The 19,638-nt window shown below is 48.0% G+C and carries 19 protein-coding genes; 5 read left to right on the top strand and 14 right to left on the bottom strand.

Going from position 1 to position 19,638, the window contains the following annotated elements; genetic code table 11:
- Nucleotides 1–46: 46 nt before the first annotated feature.
- From JNC77_RS11725 to JNC77_RS11735, 3 genes are read left to right on the top strand one after another with little or no spacing between them, the layout of a single operon-like run.
- Complete coding sequence (locus JNC77_RS11725; protein ID WP_374832689.1) at nucleotides 47–2,281, top strand: ABC transporter permease; 2,235 nt, start codon at nucleotides 47–49, stop codon at nucleotides 2,279–2,281.
- The gene (locus JNC77_RS11730) at nucleotides 2,278–3,339 is read left to right on the top strand and encodes an ABC transporter ATP-binding protein (protein WP_374832691.1); all 1,062 of its coding nucleotides are present in this window, start codon (nucleotides 2,278–2,280) and stop codon (nucleotides 3,337–3,339) included. The genes JNC77_RS11725 and JNC77_RS11730 overlap by 4 nt, the downstream gene beginning before the upstream one ends.
- 26 nt (nucleotides 3,340–3,365) lie before the next feature.
- Complete coding sequence (locus JNC77_RS11735) at nucleotides 3,366–4,166, top strand: inositol monophosphatase family protein (RefSeq protein ID WP_374832693.1); 801 nt, start codon at nucleotides 3,366–3,368, stop codon at nucleotides 4,164–4,166.
- 56 nt (nucleotides 4,167–4,222) lie between these two features.
- On the opposite strand, the gene JNC77_RS11740 is transcribed toward JNC77_RS11735, so the two are convergent.
- The 6 genes from JNC77_RS11740 to JNC77_RS11765 all read right to left on the bottom strand — a co-directional run bounded on the left by JNC77_RS11740 (nucleotide 4,223) and on the right by JNC77_RS11765 (nucleotide 11,385).
- Nucleotides 4,223–4,522: a hypothetical protein gene (locus JNC77_RS11740; protein WP_374832695.1), complete on the bottom strand. Its 300-nt coding sequence runs from the start codon at nucleotides 4,520–4,522 to the stop codon at nucleotides 4,223–4,225.
- Between the two features lie 378 nt (nucleotides 4,523–4,900).
- On the bottom strand, nucleotides 4,901–5,728 hold the full coding sequence (gene iolB, locus JNC77_RS11745) for a 5-deoxy-glucuronate isomerase (RefSeq protein ID WP_374832697.1): 828 nt from the start codon (nucleotides 5,726–5,728) through the stop codon (nucleotides 4,901–4,903).
- Nucleotides 5,729–5,731: 3 nt separating this feature from the next.
- Nucleotides 5,732–6,631 (bottom strand): myo-inosose-2 dehydratase, encoded by a 900-nt coding sequence (gene iolE, locus JNC77_RS11750; protein WP_374832733.1) that lies wholly within the window; start codon nucleotides 6,629–6,631, stop codon nucleotides 5,732–5,734.
- A gap of 3 nt (nucleotides 6,632–6,634) precedes the next feature.
- The gene (gene iolD / locus JNC77_RS11755) at nucleotides 6,635–8,458 is read right to left on the bottom strand and encodes a 3D-(3,5/4)-trihydroxycyclohexane-1,2-dione acylhydrolase (decyclizing) (RefSeq protein WP_374832701.1); all 1,824 of its coding nucleotides are present in this window, start codon (nucleotides 8,456–8,458) and stop codon (nucleotides 6,635–6,637) included.
- A 54-nt stretch (nucleotides 8,459–8,512) separates the two neighbouring features.
- Nucleotides 8,513–10,429 carry a bifunctional 5-dehydro-2-deoxygluconokinase/5-dehydro-2-deoxyphosphogluconate aldolase gene (locus tag JNC77_RS11760; protein ID WP_374832703.1) on the bottom strand — a complete coding sequence of 639 codons (1,917 nt, stop codon included), beginning with the start codon at nucleotides 10,427–10,429 and terminating at the stop codon, nucleotides 8,513–8,515.
- Between the two features lie 134 nt (nucleotides 10,430–10,563).
- Nucleotides 10,564–11,385: a MurR/RpiR family transcriptional regulator gene (locus tag JNC77_RS11765; RefSeq protein WP_374832705.1), complete on the bottom strand. Its 822-nt coding sequence runs from the start codon at nucleotides 11,383–11,385 to the stop codon at nucleotides 10,564–10,566.
- 217 nt (nucleotides 11,386–11,602) lie between these two features.
- Between JNC77_RS11765 and iolG the strand changes: the two genes are divergently transcribed.
- A complete protein-coding gene (gene iolG / locus JNC77_RS11770) occupies nucleotides 11,603–12,610 on the top strand; it encodes an inositol 2-dehydrogenase (protein ID WP_374832707.1) in 1,008 nt (335 codons plus the stop codon).
- 75 nt (nucleotides 12,611–12,685) lie between these two features.
- Here iolG and tsaA read toward each other — a convergent pair whose 3' ends face one another.
- From tsaA to JNC77_RS11795, 5 genes are all read right to left on the bottom strand, one after another.
- Entirely contained in the window at nucleotides 12,686–13,168 is a 483-nt protein-coding gene (gene tsaA / locus JNC77_RS11775; protein WP_374832709.1) for a tRNA (N6-threonylcarbamoyladenosine(37)-N6)-methyltransferase TrmO, read from the bottom strand.
- Nucleotides 13,165–13,953 (bottom strand): ABC transporter ATP-binding protein, encoded by a 789-nt coding sequence (locus JNC77_RS11780; RefSeq protein ID WP_374832711.1) that lies wholly within the window; start codon nucleotides 13,951–13,953, stop codon nucleotides 13,165–13,167. Before JNC77_RS11780 ends, tsaA begins: the two co-directional genes overlap by 4 nt.
- Nucleotides 13,950–14,993 carry a FecCD family ABC transporter permease gene (locus tag JNC77_RS11785; RefSeq protein ID WP_374832713.1) on the bottom strand — a complete coding sequence of 348 codons (1,044 nt, stop codon included), beginning with the start codon at nucleotides 14,991–14,993 and terminating at the stop codon, nucleotides 13,950–13,952. Before JNC77_RS11785 ends, JNC77_RS11780 begins: the two co-directional genes overlap by 4 nt.
- Entirely contained in the window at nucleotides 14,993–16,021 is a 1,029-nt protein-coding gene (locus JNC77_RS11790) for an iron ABC transporter substrate-binding protein (protein ID WP_374832715.1), read from the bottom strand. Before JNC77_RS11790 ends, JNC77_RS11785 begins: the two co-directional genes overlap by 1 nt.
- Before the next feature lie 146 nt (nucleotides 16,022–16,167).
- A complete protein-coding gene (locus JNC77_RS11795) occupies nucleotides 16,168–16,551 on the bottom strand; it encodes a winged helix-turn-helix domain-containing protein (RefSeq protein WP_374832717.1) in 384 nt (127 codons plus the stop codon).
- 151 nt (nucleotides 16,552–16,702) lie between these two features.
- Between JNC77_RS11795 and JNC77_RS11800 the strand changes: the two genes are divergently transcribed.
- Nucleotides 16,703–17,764 carry an NAD(P)H-dependent flavin oxidoreductase gene (locus JNC77_RS11800; RefSeq protein ID WP_374832719.1) on the top strand — a complete coding sequence of 354 codons (1,062 nt, stop codon included), beginning with the start codon at nucleotides 16,703–16,705 and terminating at the stop codon, nucleotides 17,762–17,764.
- Between the two features lie 66 nt (nucleotides 17,765–17,830).
- Here the strand turns inward: JNC77_RS11800 and JNC77_RS11805 are convergent, their stop codons facing one another.
- From JNC77_RS11805 to JNC77_RS11815, 3 genes are all read right to left on the bottom strand, one after another.
- Nucleotides 17,831–18,643 carry a class I SAM-dependent methyltransferase gene (locus JNC77_RS11805; protein WP_374832721.1) on the bottom strand — a complete coding sequence of 271 codons (813 nt, stop codon included), beginning with the start codon at nucleotides 18,641–18,643 and terminating at the stop codon, nucleotides 17,831–17,833.
- Nucleotides 18,644–18,982: 339 nt separating this feature from the next.
- Nucleotides 18,983–19,111, bottom strand: a complete 129-nt coding sequence (locus JNC77_RS11810) for a hypothetical protein (protein WP_374832723.1) — start codon at nucleotides 19,109–19,111, stop codon at nucleotides 18,983–18,985.
- Between the two features lie 383 nt (nucleotides 19,112–19,494).
- Nucleotides 19,495–19,638: IS3 family transposase (locus JNC77_RS11815; protein ID WP_374832735.1), on the bottom strand; the 144-nt coding region annotated here is incomplete at its 5' end.

Below are 19,638 nucleotides of genomic sequence, written 5' to 3' on the forward strand. Positions count from 1 at the left end.
AGGCCTGCGGTCAGCCATTTCATTCAATCAGAAAGCGGGGCATGTGATGAAACAGCAAAACCGTAGACTGGATATTGTGCTGGGCATATTTTTGGCCAGTTTTATCCTGCTGCCTTGGTATCGCGTTGAGGGCGGCTTCTTTAGTTTGAAGTGGGTGTCGGATTCTTTGAGCAATCAGGATCACGGTTCCGGCATGATGCAATTGCTGGCTTATAATCGCTTCTGGCTTTGGGGTATTGTTTTGCTGATGCTGCTATGTGGCGCTGTACGTTTATTGGCGGCACCACAAAAACGCAGTTATTTATTGACGCTTTTGAGTGTGCTCGGCTTTTTATATCTGGCGTTCCAAGGTCTGGCGATTGGTTTTGGCGGCTGGAATTGGTTATTTATTGAAAATCTCTTTGGCATGTTGCCGGATGGGCAACCAGCATTTGGTGCCGGTGCGGTCATTGCAGGTATTTGTTTTGTTTTAATATTTGCCTTCAGTATGGCTGAACGCGGCGTGCTGAAAGGGGATGCTTTTATTTTAGCTTCCATCTCAATGCTGTCGGTTTTGGTGGTGGTTTTTGTCTTCTTTCCGCTGTTCAGCATGTTTTCAGGTTCGGTGCAGGATTTTGACGGTTCTTTCAACCCCGATGGTTTTATACGCAATATTCAAGATCCGTCGATCTGGAGTTTGGGCTGTGTAATTGATGGCACCCGCTGTGGGGTGGCATGGCGCACTTTATGGTTGGCACTGATGACGGCGAGCGGTTCCACTGTGCTGGGATTGGCTTTTGCATTGCTCGCCACGCGCACCAATTTTCCTTATAAAAAAGGTCTGCGCCTTTTAACAATTTTACCGATTATCACGCCACCATTTGTTATCGGCTTGGCGCTGACTTTGCTTTTTGGCCGTGCCGGTGTTGCCACACAGGCGGTATCTTCATTTCTCGGCATTGAACCGGGGCGCTGGTTATATGGCACTACCGGTATCTGGATTGCACAGGTTCTTTCTTTTACGCCGATATCATTTCTAGTGCTGATTGGTGTGGTGGAAGGTGTTTCGCCTTCAATGGAAGAAGCGTCGCAAACTTTGCGCGCTGATCGTTGGCGCACATTTAAGCATGTGTCTTTGCCATTGATGGCACCAGGTATCGCTAATGCCTTTCTGATCAGTTTTATTGAAAGCATGGCTGATTTTGGCAATCCGATGGTGTTGGGCGGCAGTCACGGGGTGCTTTCAACGGAAATTTTCTTTGCTGTGGTCGGTTCGCAAACAGACCCGTCACGCGCGGCTGTGCTGGCAATTGTGTTGTTATTTTTTACGCTGAGCGCCTTTCTCATTCAGCGGATGTGGTTGTCGGGCAAAAATTTCGCGACCGTCACTGGCAAGGGCGATTCCGGCATGCATGCGGCGTTGCCGAAATCTCTCGAAATAGGTGTTTATGCGCTGGTCATTCCATGGGGGATATTCACGCTTGTGGTCTATGGCATGATTATTGTCGGTGGTTTTGTCACCACATGGGGGCTCGATAATACGCTGACAATTGATCATTATCGCCGTGCTTTTTCGGTCGCGTTTACCGAAGATGGCATTGCATGGACGGGTGTTGCGTGGAACTCCTTCTGGACGACCATGGAAATTTCGCTGATTTCCGCGCCTTTGACCGCAGCGGTTGGAATGCTCACGGCCTATTTGATCGTACGGCAGAAATTTTACGGGCGTGGCGTGTTTGAATTTGCGCTAATGTTGAGCTTTGCCATTCCGGGTACGGTTATTGGTGTCAGCTATATTATGGCTTTCAACCTGCCGCCGTTGGAGATGACCGGAACCGCTTTGGTGCTGATTGCCTGTTTTGTCTTCCGCAACATGCCGGTGGGGGTTCGTGGTGGTATTGCTGCAATGAGCCAGCTTGACCGCAGCCTTGATGAGGCGTCGCTGACGCTTCGTGCCGATAGTCTGCGTACTTTGCGCAAGGTTATTCTGCCGCTGTTACGCCCTGCCATTACTGCGTCATTGGTTTATTCCTTTGTGCGGGCGATCACCTCGATCAGCGCGGTAATTTTCCTCGTCAGCGCCCAATATAATATGGCTACATCTTATATTGTCGGTCTGGTGGAAAACGGTGAATTTGGCGTGGCTATTGCTTATTCCTCGATGCTTATCGTCGTGATGCTGGTGGTGATAACAACGTTCCAGCTGCTGGTCGGGCAGCGCCAGTTGCGGCGTGAAAACCGCATTGCTTCCGTTAGTAAAGCCGTCACCAAAGCCTCACAGCAACAGGAGAGTGCTGTATGACTATGATTAAAGCAGGGTCTGTCCGTTTTCAGAATGTCACCAAAAAGTTTGGTGATTTCACCGCGCTGCCGGATTTGTCCATGACAGTGGAACCGGGCACGTTGGTGACGCTTTTGGGTCCATCGGGCTGCGGTAAAACCACCACTTTGCGCCTGTTGGCAGGGTTGGAGCATCCAACCGCGGGGCGGGTGCTGATCGGCGATAAAGATGTCACCAATCTGCCTGCCAATGAGCGGGATGTATCGATGGTTTTCCAGTCTTATGCTTTGTTTCCGCATATGACATCATTGGATAATGTTGCATATGGTTTGTTGTCATCAGGCTTGAAAAAGGCGGAAGCACGAGAAAAAGCAGAGGAGGGGCTGGCTTTGGTAGGCTTGGCCGGTATGGGGCACCGGCTGCCGGCAGAGCTTTCCGGCGGGCAACAGCAGCGTGTGGCGGTTGCTCGTGCTTTGGTGCTGGAACCTCAGGTTTTGTTGCTTGATGAGCCGCTTTCCAATCTGGATGCGAGGTTGAGGCGTCGGGTACGCACTGAAATTCGCGAACTTCAGCAGCGACTTGGCTTCACTGCCGTTTATGTGACTCATGATCAGGATGAAGCACTGGCGGTTTCAGATACGATCATTGTGATGAAAGATGGCAATATTGCGCAACAAGGCTCGCCGCGCGATCTTTATGAAGCGCCGGCTTCTGCCTTCATTGCGGACTTCATGGGGGAGGCCAATGTGTTGCCCTGTGAAGTCAGCTGTTATGAAAATGGTATCGCTACAGTGCATATTGGTGATTTGGCTCATAGGTTGCCAAGCAAACATGCCAGTTTAGGTAAAGCACAATTAGCGGTGCGGCCAAATTCTGTGGGGCTGCAACCGGCAACGCAAGGCGATTTGATGGGCAGTATTATTCATTCAGCTTATTTGGGTGACCATATCGAATATGAGGTGGAAACCGAACACGGCAAATTATTTGTCGTGGATACGGAAGCCGAAGAGCCATTGCCGCGCAATACGTCTGTTTCCGTGCATTTGAAAGGGCGCGGATTGGCGCTTATCCATCATTAAAATCATTGGTTCGAAAGGGGAATGTCATGGTGGCAGCGGCTACGTTTGCAGTTGAGCAAAGATTTGCATTGGCAAAAATGATTGCGGAAAAAGCCGGAGCATTAGCTCTGGATTATTTCAATCGGCGCGAAACACTTGTCATTGAAATCAAACGCGATCCGCAGGATGTGGTTTCGATTGCCGACCGCAATGTTGAAACGCTCATTCGTGATGAGGTATCCGCACATTTTGGCGATGACGGATTTTTAGGTGAAGAGTATGGTCTGAACAGGGGCACAAGTGGCTACACATGGGTGGTTGATCCGATTGACGGCACCAGCCCCTTTGTTCACGGCATGCCGAATTGGTGTGTGTCGATTGCAGTTTTATATCAGGACAAGCCTGTTATCGGGGTTATTTCTGCACCTTGCCACAAAGAGCTTTACGCGGCAGCTACTGGCATGGGCGCTGTTTTGAACGGCAAAACCATCTCGGTTGATTTAACGAACACCGTACAGACAGGCGTAACGGCGATCAGCGCTAACAGTCATGTCACACCGGCTTTTGTGGCAGGTGTAATTGAGCGTTTACTGGAAGAAAAGGGCAATTTTGTCCGTAATGGCTCCGGCGCTTTGATGTTGGCTTATGTGGCCGCAGGGCGATTGGTCGGATTCTTTGAAGGCTATATGCACGCTTGGGATTGCATGGCCGCTTTTTGTCTGATCGAGGAGGCGGGTGGCTATTGTTATCCGTTTCCCGTTGATGGTGATAATTTGACCAAAGGTTCGCCGGTTTTTGCGGCAGCGCCTAACGCAGTTGAGGCGCTGAAAAAAATTGCAAATCTATAAAAAAACGGGCGCTGTTTGATAAAAACAGCGCCCGTTTTTTAAACTTTTAATAGAAATTAATGAGCAAGTGAGATGCTGTCAGCATTCAGCTGCATGCGATCTGTATCGCTGCCTGGGTTTGCAATCCATGAAGGCGACTGCGAAGACCAGTTGATCTGCACTTTCTGACCAGCAGAAACACCGCTCAGGTCTGTGCCGCTAGGAAGCTTAAATGAGTCACCGTCAGCAAGCTGTACAGTGTTTGCAAACATGTTCAGTTTTTCAATTGTACCGGTAGTAGTAAATGTGGAAGCTGATGCAATAGAAGCTGAAGCAAGTGTTGAAATAGCAAGAGTAGCAATAAGAATTTTACGCATTATATTTTCCATTCTTCATATTTTGCAGTGACCATATTGGGAGGATGTTGGCTTTAAGGCCGTCACTGCTTCTGATGAACCTAATTTGGGGTGATTTTCCCGAATAAACAATAGTTGGAATAGTAACGAAGTGTTGAACAAGATTGAACAATCACATTTTTGTGTGTTTTTATAGTTGACAATGAATGAGGCGAAGAAAATCAAGAATTATTGCACCGATCACGAATGTCATAAAAAATTCATAAATTATTGATTTCTAATATAAAAAAATCCGAAGAGGGTCTTTAATCCCTCTTCGGCATGATATTTTGAAAGTGCATTTGTTTTAATTTTGGGTCGAAATAAGGCAAAAAAATCCTGATCACATTCAATTGATAGTCAGATTTTTTTGCTGTCGCGTTGGTAAATCCAGTCGTGAGCAGGGTGATTTTTGAAGCGCCACTTGCGTAAAGGCCCTGCCATCACGTTGAGATAATACATTTCATAGCCATATGGTGCGCCGCATGGGTGGTGGCCTTTGGGCACTAAAACGACATCACCATCGGCAACCGCCATTGTTTCATCCAAACTGCCGTCTTCGGTAAAGACGCGCTGGATGCCGAAGCCCTGTGATGGGTTGAGGCGATGATAATAGGTTTCTTCCAGATAGGTCATGTCCGGATAATTATCTTCATCGTGTCGATGTGGTGGATAGGACGACCAGTTGCCCTGCGGGGTGAAGACTTCTGTCACCAACAGGCTGTCGGCTACATCACGTCCTTCCATTGCAATATTATGGATAAAGCGTGTGTTTGCTCCTTGGCCACGTTGTTCGAGTTGGATGGTGTCTGGCCCTATCACTTGTGCCGGACGTCCGGCTTTAGCAGGGGCAGTGCAAATGGCCAATGTGCAGTCGGTTGTGGCTAAAGCCTGCCAATTGCTTTGCGCCGGAATATAGACGCAATGCGGCGGCAGTCGCTCAAATACATTCATGCGCTCGCCAAGTTCACCAAAATCACTTTTGCTGTCGGAAGTGCTGGCGCTGATTTTTGCTTTGCCTTCAACTAGCACCAATATGACTTCGGTATCCTTGGTTGCCTCTGTTGCACTCTCACCGGCTTTTAGACGGTAAAGACCAAAGCCGACATAGCCCCAATTGGCACTTTCCGGTGTAATATCATGTACTTTACCATTCGTTCCGACGGGTTTACGTAACAGATTTGCCATAACCTATCCTTTATCCAGACCAGCTTCATGGGCATATGCTTTCAAGGATTTTAAGCCCAGTGTTTGATATTCAAGCGGATTGCGCTCAACCGGATCCTGTTCGGCTTCAATCACGACCCATCCTTCGTAGCCATGTTCCGCAGCAATTTTTAATACCGGCACAAAATCGACGCCGCCTTCTGGATCCCCCGGTACGGTGAAGGCACCACGGCGCACAGCTTCAAGGAAAGAAAGCTTTTGCTCTTTAACTTCTGCCGCAATGGTGGGGCGCAGATTTTTGGCGTGAATATGGGCAACACGTGCCATATGTTTGTAGGCAACGCGCTCCGGATTGCCACCCCCAAACAGACAATGACCGGTATCAAGCAGCAATTTGGTGTGCGTGCCTGTGTTTTGCATGAAGAGATCAATCTCCTCCTCGCTTTCAACAATCGTGCCCATATGGTGATGATAAACGAGAGTGATGCCTTGGGTGGCTGCAAATTTTGCCAGCTCTTCAACGCCAGCGCCAAACTTTTTCCATGCATCAGCATTAAGATGCGGGCGCAGTTCCAGCGCTTTGTCGTTATCGCCGTGGATGGCATTGGATGTTTCGCAAGTGATAATCACCTTGCAACCCATCGATTTTAATAAGTCAAGCGCCGGCTGCATGGCTTTTTTCTCGTCTTCAATGTTGTTTGTCAGCAGGTTGAGCGAATGCCAGCCGGAAATAAAACGTAAATTGCGCGGTTCAAGCACGGCTTTAAGCGCCACAGGCTCCTGCGGAAATTTGTGACCTTTTTCAATGCCGTCAAAACCGATAGCGGAAGCTTCATCCAAACATTGTTCGAGCGAGATATGGGCACCAAGGCTTCGGTCATCATCATTGGTCCATGCGATTGGATTTGTACCGTAGAGGATCATCACTCAGTTTCTTTCTTTCAGAGCGGCTTCATAAATTTTACGGGCTTCGCGTACTTCAACGCGATCGGAGACCGCAGGCACGGCGACATCCCACCAGTAACCACCAGTGGCAGGGGTAGGATAGGGATCAGTATCGATCACGATGACGCTGACTTTGTCGCTATCCCGTGCTTTTGCTAAACTCGCTTCAAGTTCTGCAATGGATGAGACTTTATAACTGTCTGCACCCATAGAGCGAGCATGAGCAGCAAAGTCGATATTCGACGGGTTCACATGATGGCTGTGATCAAGCAGATTGTTAAATTCGGCTCCACCGGTTGCCATTTGCAAGCGGTTGATACAGCCATAGCCGCGATTATCGGTAATCACGACCGTGATTTTGATCCCCATCATGACCGCAGTGGCAAGCTCGGAATTGGCCATCATATAAGAGCCATCCCCCACCATCACGATAATATCGCGCTCCGGTTCGGCCATTTTGATGCCCAAACCACCGGCGATTTCATAACCCATGCAGGAAAAGCCGTATTCCATATGGTAGGACATCGGGCGCGAGGCTTTCCAGAGCTGGTGCAATTCACCAGGCATGGTGCCTGCTGCACACATCACAACCGTGTTTTCGCGTGATTGACGCTGCACTGCCCCAATCACCTGCATATCGGTTGGCAATTGATTATCGTTTTTGGGCGCAGCAGTATCCTGATCGGCACTGGCAAACCATGCGGTTTTGAGTGCAGCATCGGGTGCGGTAGCGCGGTAATCGGCAAGTCCTGCGGTTAAGGCTGTAAGCCCTGTTTTTGCATCAGCAACTAAGGCATAAGCATCATGCTTGGCGCTGTCATAGGGTTGTATATTAAGCGCCAATATCCGGCAATCCGGATTACGAAACAGTGCCCATGAGCCGGTGGTAAAATCCTGAAAACGCGTGCCGATACCGATGATGAGATCAGCATCTTCAGCGATTTTATTGGCGCTTGAGGCGCCGGTAACACCGACAGGGCCAAAATTAAGCGGATGATCCCACGGTAAAGCAGATTTTCCGGCCTGTGTTTCAATCACCGGAATGGAGTGCTTTTCGGCAAAATGTTTCAAATTTTCACAAGCGCTAGAATAATGCACACCGCCGCCTGCAATAATCACCGGATTTTTGGCTACCTGAATGGCTTTAATCGCTCTCGCCAATTCAAACTGATCAGGTTCGGGGCGGCGTTGGTGCCAGACTTTGCGCTCAAAGAATGAAAGCGGATAATCATAGGCTTCTGCCTGCACATCCTGACAGAAGGCAAGGGTTACAGGGCCGCAATCGGCCGGGTCTGTCATAGTGCGCAAAGCACGCGGCAAGGCGGTGAGCAATTGTTCCGGCCTTGTGATACGATCAAAATAGCGGCTGACAGGGCGGAAACAGTCGGTGACGCTTACCGTGCCGTCATTGAAATCTTCAATTTGTTGCAGCACCGGATCGGGGCCGCGATTGGCAAAAACATCACCTGGAATAAATAAAACCGGCAAGCGGTTAACATGTGCCAAGCCTGCGGCCGTCACCATGTTGAGCGCACCGGGGCCAATGGATGAGGTGACAGCACAGGCGCGTTTGCGGCCAAGTTGTTTGGCATAAGCAATGGCGGAATGCGCCATGGTTTGCTCGTTATGGCCGCGCCATGTCGGCATTTCATTGCGCGCGGCATATAAAGCCTCGCCAATGCCCGCCACATTACCGTGACCGAAAATCGCCCAGCAACCGGCAATAAATGGCTCTCCCTCCGGCGTCATCTGATTGGCAAGATAACGGATCATTGCCTGTGCAGCGGTTAGTCGGACTGTTTTCATGATCTCACTCCCAATCATGTTTTGGCATGTTTGTCGGCACATAGGCTGACTTTTTTACTGCTGCTGGCGCACGCCATCCCAGATATTGCAAAGATTTTGATACCGTGTGGCCATTTCATTGACCGTTTCATCATCACTCATTTTACCCTCAAACCAAAGACGTGCCGGATCAGCAAAAATAGTGCGACCGATAGCAAAACCTTTGACCAGATCAAATTCAGCGGCAATTTTCAGGCTCTGCGCCAGTTCTTCTTGCGGTGCTTCCAGCCCCAGCACGACAATGCCGCGCGTGTAGGGATCGTTGCGGGTAATCGCATCACAGGCATTTTGCCATGCAGTCTTGGTTTTAAGAGGCTCCAGCTTCCACCAGTCAGGATAAACGCCTATTTCATAAAAACGTTCGATGATTTTGGCATTGGTTTCATCATCAACAGGCGCAACCTTGGACGGGATAATTTCCAAAAGCAGTTCCAAGCGATTGCGGCGCGCCGCAGTAAAAAGCCGTTTGACGGTTTTCTCCTGAGATTTCCGCATCGCTTCATCATCATCGGGATGATAGAAACACAGAACTTTAACTACATGCTCAACCGGCCATTCGTTGAGGCCGCCATAGTCCAGCCCAAGCTCCGGCTCAAGAGTGAGCGGTCGCGAGGTTGGCCATTCCACCGGACGTCCGATCCAAAGACTGGAGCCAGATGCCTGATAAAGTGCATCGCGACCAAGGCGGCTGTCGCATAAAATCCCATAGCCTTGATTGTGCGGGTCTTGTCCGGCAACTTTCATCGCAGCCTTGAGGCAGAGCTTTTTAAATTCGCCGATTTTTTCGAGCGGTGCGCCACAGTCCTTGGCAATATCTTCCAGCTGATAACGGTGATCAAAAGCAAAGACACGCATATGTGGCCATTCGCCATGACGGTTGGTGGACCAGTGCACTTGTTCCAGCGCTTCGTCTTTGCGCAAGGCTTTGTTGCGGATACCTGTTTTAAAGAAATATTGCAGCTCTTCCCAACTTGGGTAAGCCGGCGTGCAGCCATGTCGCGAGACAGCAAAAGCACCGCAAGCATTGGCATATTTTAAAGATGTCGGCCAATCTTCATCATTCAGCCAGCCACATAATAGGCCGGACATGAAACCATCACCTGCGCCAAGCACATTGAAAACTTCAATTGGAAAACCTTCACCCGTTTGTCCTTCATCAAGGCTTGCCGGAATTTCACTTTCAAAGACAACCGCACCCATTGGCCCGCGCTTGCAGACAAGCACTGCTTGAGAAACGCTGCGCACATTGCGCAAAGCTTCCAATGTGTCGGTGCTGCCGCCAGCAATATGAAACTCTTCCTCGGTGCCGACGATGAGATCGAATAAATGTAAGGTGGATTGTAGTTTTTCAGTGACGCGCTGTGACGAGATAAAGCGGTTTTCACCATCATTATGGCCGGAAAGCCCCCAAAGATTGGGACGATAATCAATATCAAGTGCGGTTTTGGCACCATTTTCACGGGCAATGCGCAAAGCTTTTAAAACGGCAGCTTCAGTGCGCGGATGCGACAAATGCGTGCCGGTGGCGCAAATGGAACGGGATTGGCTGATAAAATCCGGATCAATATCATCTTCGCACAGCGCCATATCGGCACAATTTTCACGGTAAAAAATCAGTGGAAATTGTTCCTGATCGCGGATACCAAGCAGCACAAGCGCGGTGAGGCGCTCTGGATCGGTCACAACACCTTGAATATTCACGCCTTCGCGTTCCAATTCACGGCGGATAAATCGCCCCATATGTTCATTGCCGACACGGGTGATGAGCGCTGATTTCAGCCCCAAGCGCGCTGTGCCGCAGGCAATATTGGTGGGAGAACCGCCGATATATTTGTTAAAAGAGGCCATATCTTCCAACAACCCGCCCACTTGCGCGCCGTAAAGATCAACAGAAGAACGCCCAATCGTAATCAGATCCAGTGCTTTAGTCATATGCCTCCCCGCATCATACTATCAGTCTGTCACCATTGGTATTCCAAATGAATTGATACTGATATTCCATTGTATTTCAAAATAGATTTTAAATTCTATTTTTTAGACTGGCAATATCAAAATCAAATATATTTTTAAATGTTCTCCTGTCTGTTGCCGCCCACGGCCACAGCCAAAGTCATTGCCAGACAAAGAGTGGCAGAAAGCGAGCGAAACGCGCCAAAATCGACTTCAGATACCAGCAATGATTGCTTGGCTATACGGCATAAAGGGCTGACGATCGTGTCGGTGATCGCAACAACCGGAATGTTGCGTCCTGAAATTTGCTCTGTTAATTCAACCGTCTCTGCGGAATAAGGCGAGAAGGTAATAGCCAGCAACACATCGCCTTCACGGATAGCGTGCGGGGTTTCAAGTCGCCCGACGCTGCTATGCAGCATCGCAGGAACTTCCATTTTTTCTAAAGCATAGGTCAGATAACTGGCAACAGCAAAAGCACGGCGCAGGCCAACAATATGGATCATCCGAGCTTGAGATAGCGTTTGCACAACCTCTTCAAGTGCCTGCGGATCAATTGTGCCGAGCAGAGATTCGAGTGAGGTGCGTCCGGCTTCCGCAAATTCTGCCAGCAAGGCGGAAGCGCTGCCACTGGCAGTTTCACGTAAATGATGCAGTCTTGTATTATAATCCGGCCATCCGCCCGCATATGAATTGCGGAACAGGCGCTGCATTTCGGAGAAGCCGGAAAAGCCCATAATCTGGCAGAAGCGCATAAAAGCGGAGCTTTGCACGCCAGCGCCTTCTGCCATTTCGGCAACGGTGGAAACCGCAATTCTGTCCTGATTGGCGGCAACAAAATCCGCGCATTGTTTCAGTCGCTTCGGCAGATCAGGCGAAACTTCCAAAAGCCGCGCTTCAAATTCTTTTATGTTTTCCGGCGGCAGTAAATCGTCCATCGCAGCTCTTTCGAAATTTCAATCCGTGCAGTGCAATTCATTTTATACGCGCAATGTGTATGAAATTTTCTGCCCTCTTGACATAACTTATATCACAATCTAGCAAAATAGAATAAATATTCCACAACTAACCATGACTGTTCCATTGCTGATGCCTTTTGACCACAGGTTCTTGAATGTGCCGAAGTATCTTGAATGTGAATGGGAGGAGACATTTATGGTAACCCGTCTTGCGCTCTTAGGAGCAGGTCGTATCGGCAAGGTTCATGCGAGCGCTATCGCGGCTGATCCGCGTGCCCGTCTTGTTGCTGTGGCGGATGCACATGCGCCCTCTGCTGAAGCTATTGCAAAAATGGCTGGTGATTGCGAAATTCGCACCACTGAAGAGATCGAACAGTCAGATGATGTGGATGCAGTACTGATATGCACGCCTACCAACACGCATGCTGATTTGATTGAGCGTTTTGCACGTGCCGGCAAAGCGATTTTCTGTGAAAAGCCGGTGGATTTGAGCATAGATCGCGTACGCGATTGCCTGAAAACCATTGCTGAAACCAATGCAACGGTGATGCTTGGCTTCAACCGCCGTTTTGACCCCCATTTTCAGGCTGTCCGTGCTGCCATTGATGAAGGCCGCATTGGCGATGTGGAAATGGTGACCATTACCAGCCGTGATCCGGGTGCACCTCCGGCAGAATATATTACCGTTTCGGGTGGTATTTTCCGCGATATGACCATTCATGATTTTGATATGGCGCGCTATTTGCTAGGCGAAGAAATTGACAGCGTGATGGCATCTGCCTCGGTTTTGGTTGATCCGAAAATTGGCGAACTTGGTGATTTTGACAGCGCAAGCGTGATTTTGACCACTGCCAGCGGCAAGCAATGCATGATCTCTAATTCACGTCGTGCAAGCTATGGCTATGATCAGCGCATTGAAGTGCATGGCTCGCTGGGGGCCGTTTCAGCTGAGAATCAGCGCTCTGTTTCCATCGAAGTGGCGACGAAAACCGGTTATAACCGACCTCCATTGCATGATTTCTTTATGACGCGTTACACGCAAGCTTATGCAGCAGAAATTGCTGCCTTTATTGATGTGCTGGACAATAAAACCCCTGCATCGCCATCGGCGCAAGATGGTTTGATGGCATTGGCATTGGCCGAAGCAGCGCTCAAATCGGTTCGTGAAAAACGCGCTGTTAAGCTCTCAGAAATAACGGCTTAAATTAAATGGCAACTGCGCTTGGAATTTCTATTTCAAGCGCAGTGTTCTTCAAGGGCAGATATCAAAATCGCCCTTTTATGGGGTGGCCAGAGGTTTGAAGGTGGATCTGTCCGGCTTTAAATCGAGAAGAGGCGTGTTATTAAGGCAATCAAGCCCGCGCACCCAAAGAATATTATTCTCTCTTTTTTCGAGCAAAACGATAGATGTACCGATCGGATTTGGCCGGATTGGTGAGCGGATGGAAAATGTACCGCGTGTCTCGCCATTATTGGCCGGACTTTGTAAAATCAGATCGCGGCGAGATTGATGCAGCCAATAAAGAATTTCCAAGCGTTCAAATTCTTCAACGCCCTCTAAAGCTTCTGCCCAGGGCTCAAAAATTTCAATTTGACATAAAGGCCCGTCATGACGGCCTTGGCGCGGGCAGTCTGTGCGTGATGTCCAAGGTGTTGTGATACGGCCGACAAATTCAAGTCCTGCATCTTGTGCTTTGGGCGGTGTCACTGCGCGTTCATTAAGGCGAAGATCATTGTCTGGTTTTTGTGTTGGTTCACTCATAGATGTTCGCTTTCAAGTAAAACAGGGGCGCAAAGCGGGTAGGGACTGCCGTGAAGACGGCCGATTGTGACATCGATTTGATAAATCTTTTTCAAGTTTTCAGGCGTGATCACCGCTAGTGGTGTGCCGGTAGCAATAAGTGTGCCTTGATGCAGTAATGCGACATTGTCGGCGCAGATAAAAGCATGATCGGGATTATGAGTTGATAGGATGACACTGATACCGGATTGTGAAAGCTCTTTAATCAGCTGCAAAATGCGCAACTGATTGCCGTAATCAAGGCTAGCCGTTGGCTCATCCATCACCAAAATTTGCGCTTTTTGCATAAGCGCCCGTGCAATCAGCACAATCTGGCGCTCGCCACCGCTGATTTCCGTATAAGCTTTGTCGGCCAGATGCGCCATGTTGAAATGTGTCAGCAATTGTATTGCTTCATTCACTTCTGATATGGAAGGTTTTGCGGTCAGGCTTAATTGTGCGGCTGCACCCATAATTACTACATCCAACACATCAAACGGAAAAAGCGCATTATGGGCTTGCGGCACATAGGCAATTTTACGGGCGCGCTGGTGAAGGCTTAACTGCTCCAATGGTTCATCATCCAATGTGATGCGGCCATGATGTGGTTTCATGAGGCCAAGCAGTGTTTTAAAAAGTGTCGTTTTGCCGGCGCCATTGGCGCCAAGCAAACATAACACTTCGCCTTGTTCAACAGTGAAACTGATATTTTGAGCGATAATCTGTTTGCCATAGCCAAAACTCAGGTTTTCAGCGCTTAGTCTCATTGCCAGCCTCTTTTACCTGAAGCCAACAGCCAGATGAAAAATGGTGCGCCGACAGTAGCGGTTAAAATGCCGAGCGGTATTTCAATGGTTGCAATGGAGCGCGCCAATAGATCGACAATCAGCAAATAGCCCGCGCCTAAAATCATTGAAACAGGCAAGAGCTTTCGAAAATCGGGCCCGACAAGAAGGCGTGCAATATGCGGAATAATAAGGCCGATCCAGCCGATAATGCCGGTAACGGAAACGGCAGCCGCCGTCATTAAAGTGGCTGAAGCAACCAAGAGCGGGCGCAAAATAGCGGTATTAACGCCAAGGGTCTTGGCTTCATCATCGCTTAAGGTGAGTAAATTGACCCGCCAGCGTAAAATCATCAGCGGCACTAAACCGAGCACAAAAGCAGGCAAAACAGATAAAACATCCGCTCTGGTGACGGCTGTCAAACTTCCAAGCAGCCAATAGGTGATGGCGGGTAGTTGATCGTAAGGATCGGCTAAAATTTTCAATAAAGAAATGGCAGCACCTACCAAAGCCCCGATAGCAATGCCGGCTAAAACCAATACCAGCACCGGATCACGATTGCGGATGGCAAGCCCCAGCGAATAAACCGCTGCAACGGCCAATAATCCACCGCAAAAGCTTAAAATCTGTACGGTAACAACCGGCAAATACAAGAAGAGCCCTAAGATGGCACCTAAACTTGCACCTGCCGAAACGCCCAGAATGTCTGGTGAAACAAGCGGATTGCGGAAAATACCCTGATAGATGGCACCTGCCGCGGCAAGGGATGCGCCGACTAACAGTGCCAGTAATATGCGAGGCAGTCGAATGTTCCAGATGACATTTTGTGCCATTGTATTGGGCTCGGCAGCGCTCGGAGAAATAGCATGGAGCATCACATCGGCAATATCTTTAAAGCTCAGCGGATATTTGCCGATGGTTAAAGATAAAACCGCCAGTATTGCCAAAACAAAGAGATAAAAAATAAGGGCTGGCCGCTTTTGAAAAGCATGAGCAGCCAGCCCTTTTTTGTTGCCTGTCATTATTTGGAACGCACTGCATGATGCAATAATGCATCCACTTGTGCGTCCGACAGATCCACTTGATAAAACAATTTGTAGAAGTCACGTGTTTCTGCGCGCAAATCTCCTTCAAAACTGTCGGGGTAGAGGATTTGTTCCAGCCATCGTACACCAATGAGGCGGTTTACACTCGGGGGGGTGTCAAACCAGCCAAAAGGTAACATTGGTGTGCGGAAAACCAGACCGTTTTGCACGGCATTCACATCTTTCCACAATGGATCTGCCTTAACTGAGGCAACAAATTTCTCATCAGAGCCTAAGATAATTTGCGGGTTCCATGTGAGAACCTGCTCAAGCGACACATTGGTCAGACCACCTTTGCCGGTAACTGCGGCTACATTTTTCCCGCCGACAAAGTTTAGAATTTCCAGATTGATGGAGCCGTCCATGCCGGTTTCCAAACCATCGGCACCGCGGCCATAATAAACGCTTGGGCGATTTTCAGGCGCAATATTGCCAAGTCTGACATGCAGGCCGTCAATGGTTTTAGTCGCATAATCAGCTAATTGCTGACCGCGCTCATCTGTTCCGAGCAATTCACCGACAAGCTTGAAAACATCTGCGGTTTTATCAAAACCGCCGTCGATGAGAATATACGGTATGCCGGTTTGTTCCTGCACCTTATCGGCCAATGAAATATAAGTGTCATTGATCGTGCCGACATCAAGAATAAAATCCGGCTTAGCAGCAAGAGCCGCTTCAATATTAGCTGTGCCGCCTTTGCCGGTCAAACGGCCATAGGTAGGCAAGTCGGCAACGGATTTCAGCAGATATTCTTTGTCTTTAGCACTTGGTTCACGCACCCAACCGGCAAGTTTTTCCGGTGCGACAGTATAAATGAGCACTGATGCGGGAGGGCCTGCGGCCAGTACAGAATTGACTGTATCGGGTAATTCAACTGTGCGCCCTGCGGAATCTGTAAAAGGTCGTGCCGAGAGAGAGCCTGTAATGGCAAAAAATGCCGCAACGAAAAGCGTTAAAAAGCGCATTCTGATGGTTCCCGTGTAAGCCGTGTCTGCAATTATCCATGAAAGGATGATTTATTATAGTTTTGCATTATATTTTATAAAACATAACGCTTGTCAAACCTTACTCACTATCGGCATTTATATTAGCGAATACAGAAATTCTGCATCTAGTCTTGTGCCGTGTTGAGTGTTTCGTTTAAATTTTCGCGCAACCATAGCATTTGTGGCTCAATTGCGAGTGCTAGCTGCTGTTCCATGATGCGAAATTGTGCGATCAGTTCTTCACCAAAAGGGGTAACAATTGCGCCACCGCCATGTTTGCCGCCGCGTTGGGAATCGACAACCAGCTTTGAAAACATTGTATTCATGGCATTAACCAGCATCCATGCGCGCCGGTAAGACATATTCATCGCTCTGCCAGCGGATGAAATGGAACCGGTTTCTTTAATCAGCTCTAACAGCTGGATTTTACCGCGTCCAATGCGTTGCGCTTGTCCAAGATCATTGGAGACATCAATGCGAATGATTGGCTTCAGAACAATTCCAGACATGGTTTCTCCTCATCAAGACGTTACCCAAGCTTGGCGCTTCTCATCACAGATAAAGGTGAGTAAGCCAGATGGCAAGTTTTGCATCACTTACAAAAAAGGCGCTATATTCACGTGCTGGAAAATGGTTTGAGTCGTTATCGGAGGTGCATAAATGCTGGATAAATTAGGTATTACCATCCCCCTCATTCAAGCGCCAATGGCAGGCGTTGCAACGCCGCTTCTGGCTGCGGAAGTCTCCAATGCTGGGGCACTTGGTTCTATCGGTGTCGGTGCGACGGATGCTACTGGTGCGCGTTTGATGATCGATGAATTACATCAACGAACCAATCGTGCATTCAACGTGAATTTTTTTGCGCATGAAGCCGGAAAGGCTGATGCCAGGCGTGAAGCGGCATGGCTTGGAAGGTTGGCACCTTTGTTTGCGGAATTTGGGGCCGAGCCACCGAAACAACTTAAAACAATCTATAAAAGTTTCAAACATGATCCTGAATTGCTGCCACTCATGTTAGAGAAAAAACCGGCGGTGGTAAGTTTTCATTTTGGCTTGCCCTCAGAAGAAGCTGTCAGAGCGCTCAAACAAGCAAATATTACATTATTGGCTTCGGCAACCAGCCTTGATGAAGCACTGTTGATTAAAAATGCAGGTTTTGACGCTGTGATTGCGCAAGGCATTGAAGCCGGCGGGCATCGTGGTATTTTTGATCCTAATGGTGCAGATGATGGCTTGAGCGCAATGACTTTAACGCAAATTTTAACACGTGAGCTCGATTTGCCCGTGATCACTGCAGGCGGAATTATGAATGGCGCTGGTATTGCCGCGGCTTTAAATTATGGTGCTGTGGCGGCTCAAATGGGTACTGCTTTCATTGCTTGTCCGGAATCGGCTGCCGATGATGCATATCGCATAGCTTTGCAAGGTGATGGTGCTCATCATACGGTGTTGACGCCGATTATTTCGGGGCGTCCGGCGCGATCACTTGCCAATCACTATACGGCATTGCAAACAATGATGAGTGATCTGGAACTGCCTGCTTATCCGATTGCTTATGATGCGGCCAAAGCCTTGCATGAGGCGGCGAAAGCAAAGGATGAAAGCGGTTTTGGCGCACAATGGGCGGGGCAAGGTGCACCACTTTCACGCGCTATGCCTGCGGCTGAATTGGTGGCTTTATTGGCTCAGGAACTGGAAAGTTTTTATCCAGTAAAGCCATGAGATTTTTGTCAATATCATTGCGTTTAATATGGTCTTAATGAGTGTGCTGAGCCGCAGAAAACATTGTTATATTTTTTTCAAGAAAAGGATAAATGACGTCCATTGATGGTGACCATCGTTCAAAACGACATGCCTGCGGCGCCGGTGAACGCCCTCGCTATTCGTGCAGATTTGATCAATTAAATAAGGGAAAGGTGGAAGCTCCCATGACATTCCATCGACCAGTTCTAAATCACTGCTAGCGTTGATCAGATAATCAATTATTTGTTGCTTGGTGAAATATTCATCATGGGGCGTATCATCAAGTAATATGTATTCTGTAGCGATACAGATGATGCCGCCTTTCTTGGTGACGCGTGACATTTCCTGAACAGCTTTGCAGGATGCATCATGCCCCCCGAAATGCTCTATAGAAGATAAAGACCAACAGAAATCAAATGATTGATCTTCATATTGTAAACGTGTTCCGTCTGCATTCTCGAAACGAATTCGATCTTGGGCAATAGGTCTCGGTGAGTATTTTGAGGCATCTTTCAAGATGTCTATCGGAGCTTCATGGCCATGATTGCCGTCTTTTCCGGACCAGGTTTCATTGCCGTAAAGGTCTGTTGCTACGACTTCTTCAATATGGTCAGCAAGCCAGAAAATTACAGGCTCACGGCCGGCTCCAACCCCTAGAGCCCGCTTGTCTGGCGCAATCATGCCTAATTGGGCAAGGCCGTATATACACTGGGTCCATTCCCAGCCTTTTCGATATATTTCGCCGCTTGTATGTATGAAAACATGTTTATCTATGGAGTAAGTTTCCAGTTCCTGATGAAATTGTAGCCAAACGGGGTCTTCATAGCGGGAAACATTGATTACTTCTGATAATGACATTTTTTACCTTAATATATTGTAGAAATAAAATAGTAATTAAAGTAAAATAACTTATAATATATCGAGTTGTCGTTCAATGAGTTATATTGATGCTGTATGATGATTTTCTATTTTAAATAAATAAATATTATTATTATGAAATTCTGAACAAATAATAGCTTGCTTTGAATATGTGCCGTTAACAGCGATTTTTTAAAAAGATGCTTCCTTTATATCTGGAGACATCAATGTTTTATTGAGTGGCAATATTATGCAGTTCACGATGAGTAGGCGATGTCCACTTATCGTTCTTATGAGCTCTAAGCGCATTAATATATGTTTTGAAAAGTTGGGTGGTGTTTATGTACCGGCTGCCTCGTTTTTTTTCTTCTCCACATCCTTATCATAATGCCATTTGATGGCAAAGAACATGCAAATGCCAAGCACGACAAGTTTGAAAATCACGAAGATTATAGGTACCCAATCCATTTTAGCATATTTCCATACTGCTCTCTGTTGCGAAGAGCATTAGCACAACGTGGCCCATTCAACAGCTTATTTTTATCGGATCACGATTTATTGATTTAGCTGAAATAGCTTTCTTTTCGGTCTCACGCTCAATCGTTATGTTGAAAAATAAGCTTGTCAGAATACCTCTATTTGCGGGTTGATTATTGAACCCATGCTTATGATCAATAAGATTTAAATAAGGCTGGCGCAAAGTGGACTTGCTGGATCTGCTATAAGAGACATCGCTAACAGTATCAAAAAAATTTATAACTGTAATTATGTAGCGTTCTACGAAATGCCTCCGATATAAGGTAGGCACCGCCCCCTGTACTTTCTTCGTAAAAGTGGAGAGGCGTTTTATATTAAACAGCCGTTCTCTCGAACTGAGCTGTGCTCATATAGTCGAGTGAGGAATGCCTTCTTATAGGATTATAGAATCCGTCAATATATTGGGCAATGGCTTTTTGTGCATCATCGCGCGTATGGAATACGGTTCTCCAAATCAT

Source organism: Paenochrobactrum pullorum, from assembly GCF_041929845.1.
GTDB classification, from domain to species: Bacteria; Pseudomonadota; Alphaproteobacteria; order Rhizobiales; family Rhizobiaceae; genus Paenochrobactrum; species Paenochrobactrum pullorum.

Coding starts and splice junctions, on each gene's coding strand:
- JNC77_RS11725 (WP_374832689.1), top strand. CDS start 47: ATGAAACAGCAAAACCGTAGACTGGATATTGTGCTGGGCATATTTTTG.
- JNC77_RS11730 (WP_374832691.1), top strand. CDS start 2,278: ATGACTATGATTAAAGCAGGGTCTGTCCGTTTTCAGAATGTCACCAAA.
- JNC77_RS11735 (WP_374832693.1), top strand. CDS start 3,366: ATGGTGGCAGCGGCTACGTTTGCAGTTGAGCAAAGATTTGCATTGGCA.
- JNC77_RS11740 (WP_374832695.1), bottom strand. CDS start 4,522: ATGCGTAAAATTCTTATTGCTACTCTTGCTATTTCAACACTTGCTTCA.
- iolB (WP_374832697.1), bottom strand. CDS start 5,728: ATGGCAAATCTGTTACGTAAACCCGTCGGAACGAATGGTAAAGTACAT.
- iolE (WP_374832733.1), bottom strand. CDS start 6,631: ATGATCCTCTACGGTACAAATCCAATCGCATGGACCAATGATGATGAC.
- iolD (WP_374832701.1), bottom strand. CDS start 8,458: ATGAAAACAGTCCGACTAACCGCTGCACAGGCAATGATCCGTTATCTT.
- JNC77_RS11760 (WP_374832703.1), bottom strand. CDS start 10,429: ATGACTAAAGCACTGGATCTGATTACGATTGGGCGTTCTTCTGTTGAT.
- JNC77_RS11765 (WP_374832705.1), bottom strand. CDS start 11,385: ATGGACGATTTACTGCCGCCGGAAAACATAAAAGAATTTGAAGCGCGG.
- iolG (WP_374832707.1), top strand. CDS start 11,603: ATGGTAACCCGTCTTGCGCTCTTAGGAGCAGGTCGTATCGGCAAGGTT.
- tsaA (WP_374832709.1), bottom strand. CDS start 13,168: ATGAGTGAACCAACACAAAAACCAGACAATGATCTTCGCCTTAATGAA.
- JNC77_RS11780 (WP_374832711.1), bottom strand. CDS start 13,953: ATGAGACTAAGCGCTGAAAACCTGAGTTTTGGCTATGGCAAACAGATT.
- JNC77_RS11785 (WP_374832713.1), bottom strand. CDS start 14,993: ATGACAGGCAACAAAAAAGGGCTGGCTGCTCATGCTTTTCAAAAGCGG.
- JNC77_RS11790 (WP_374832715.1), bottom strand. CDS start 16,021: ATGCGCTTTTTAACGCTTTTCGTTGCGGCATTTTTTGCCATTACAGGC.
- JNC77_RS11795 (WP_374832717.1), bottom strand. CDS start 16,551: ATGTCTGGAATTGTTCTGAAGCCAATCATTCGCATTGATGTCTCCAAT.
- JNC77_RS11800 (WP_374832719.1), top strand. CDS start 16,703: ATGCTGGATAAATTAGGTATTACCATCCCCCTCATTCAAGCGCCAATG.
- JNC77_RS11805 (WP_374832721.1), bottom strand. CDS start 18,643: ATGTCATTATCAGAAGTAATCAATGTTTCCCGCTATGAAGACCCCGTT.
- JNC77_RS11810 (WP_374832723.1), bottom strand. CDS start 19,111: ATGGATTGGGTACCTATAATCTTCGTGATTTTCAAACTTGTCGTGCTT.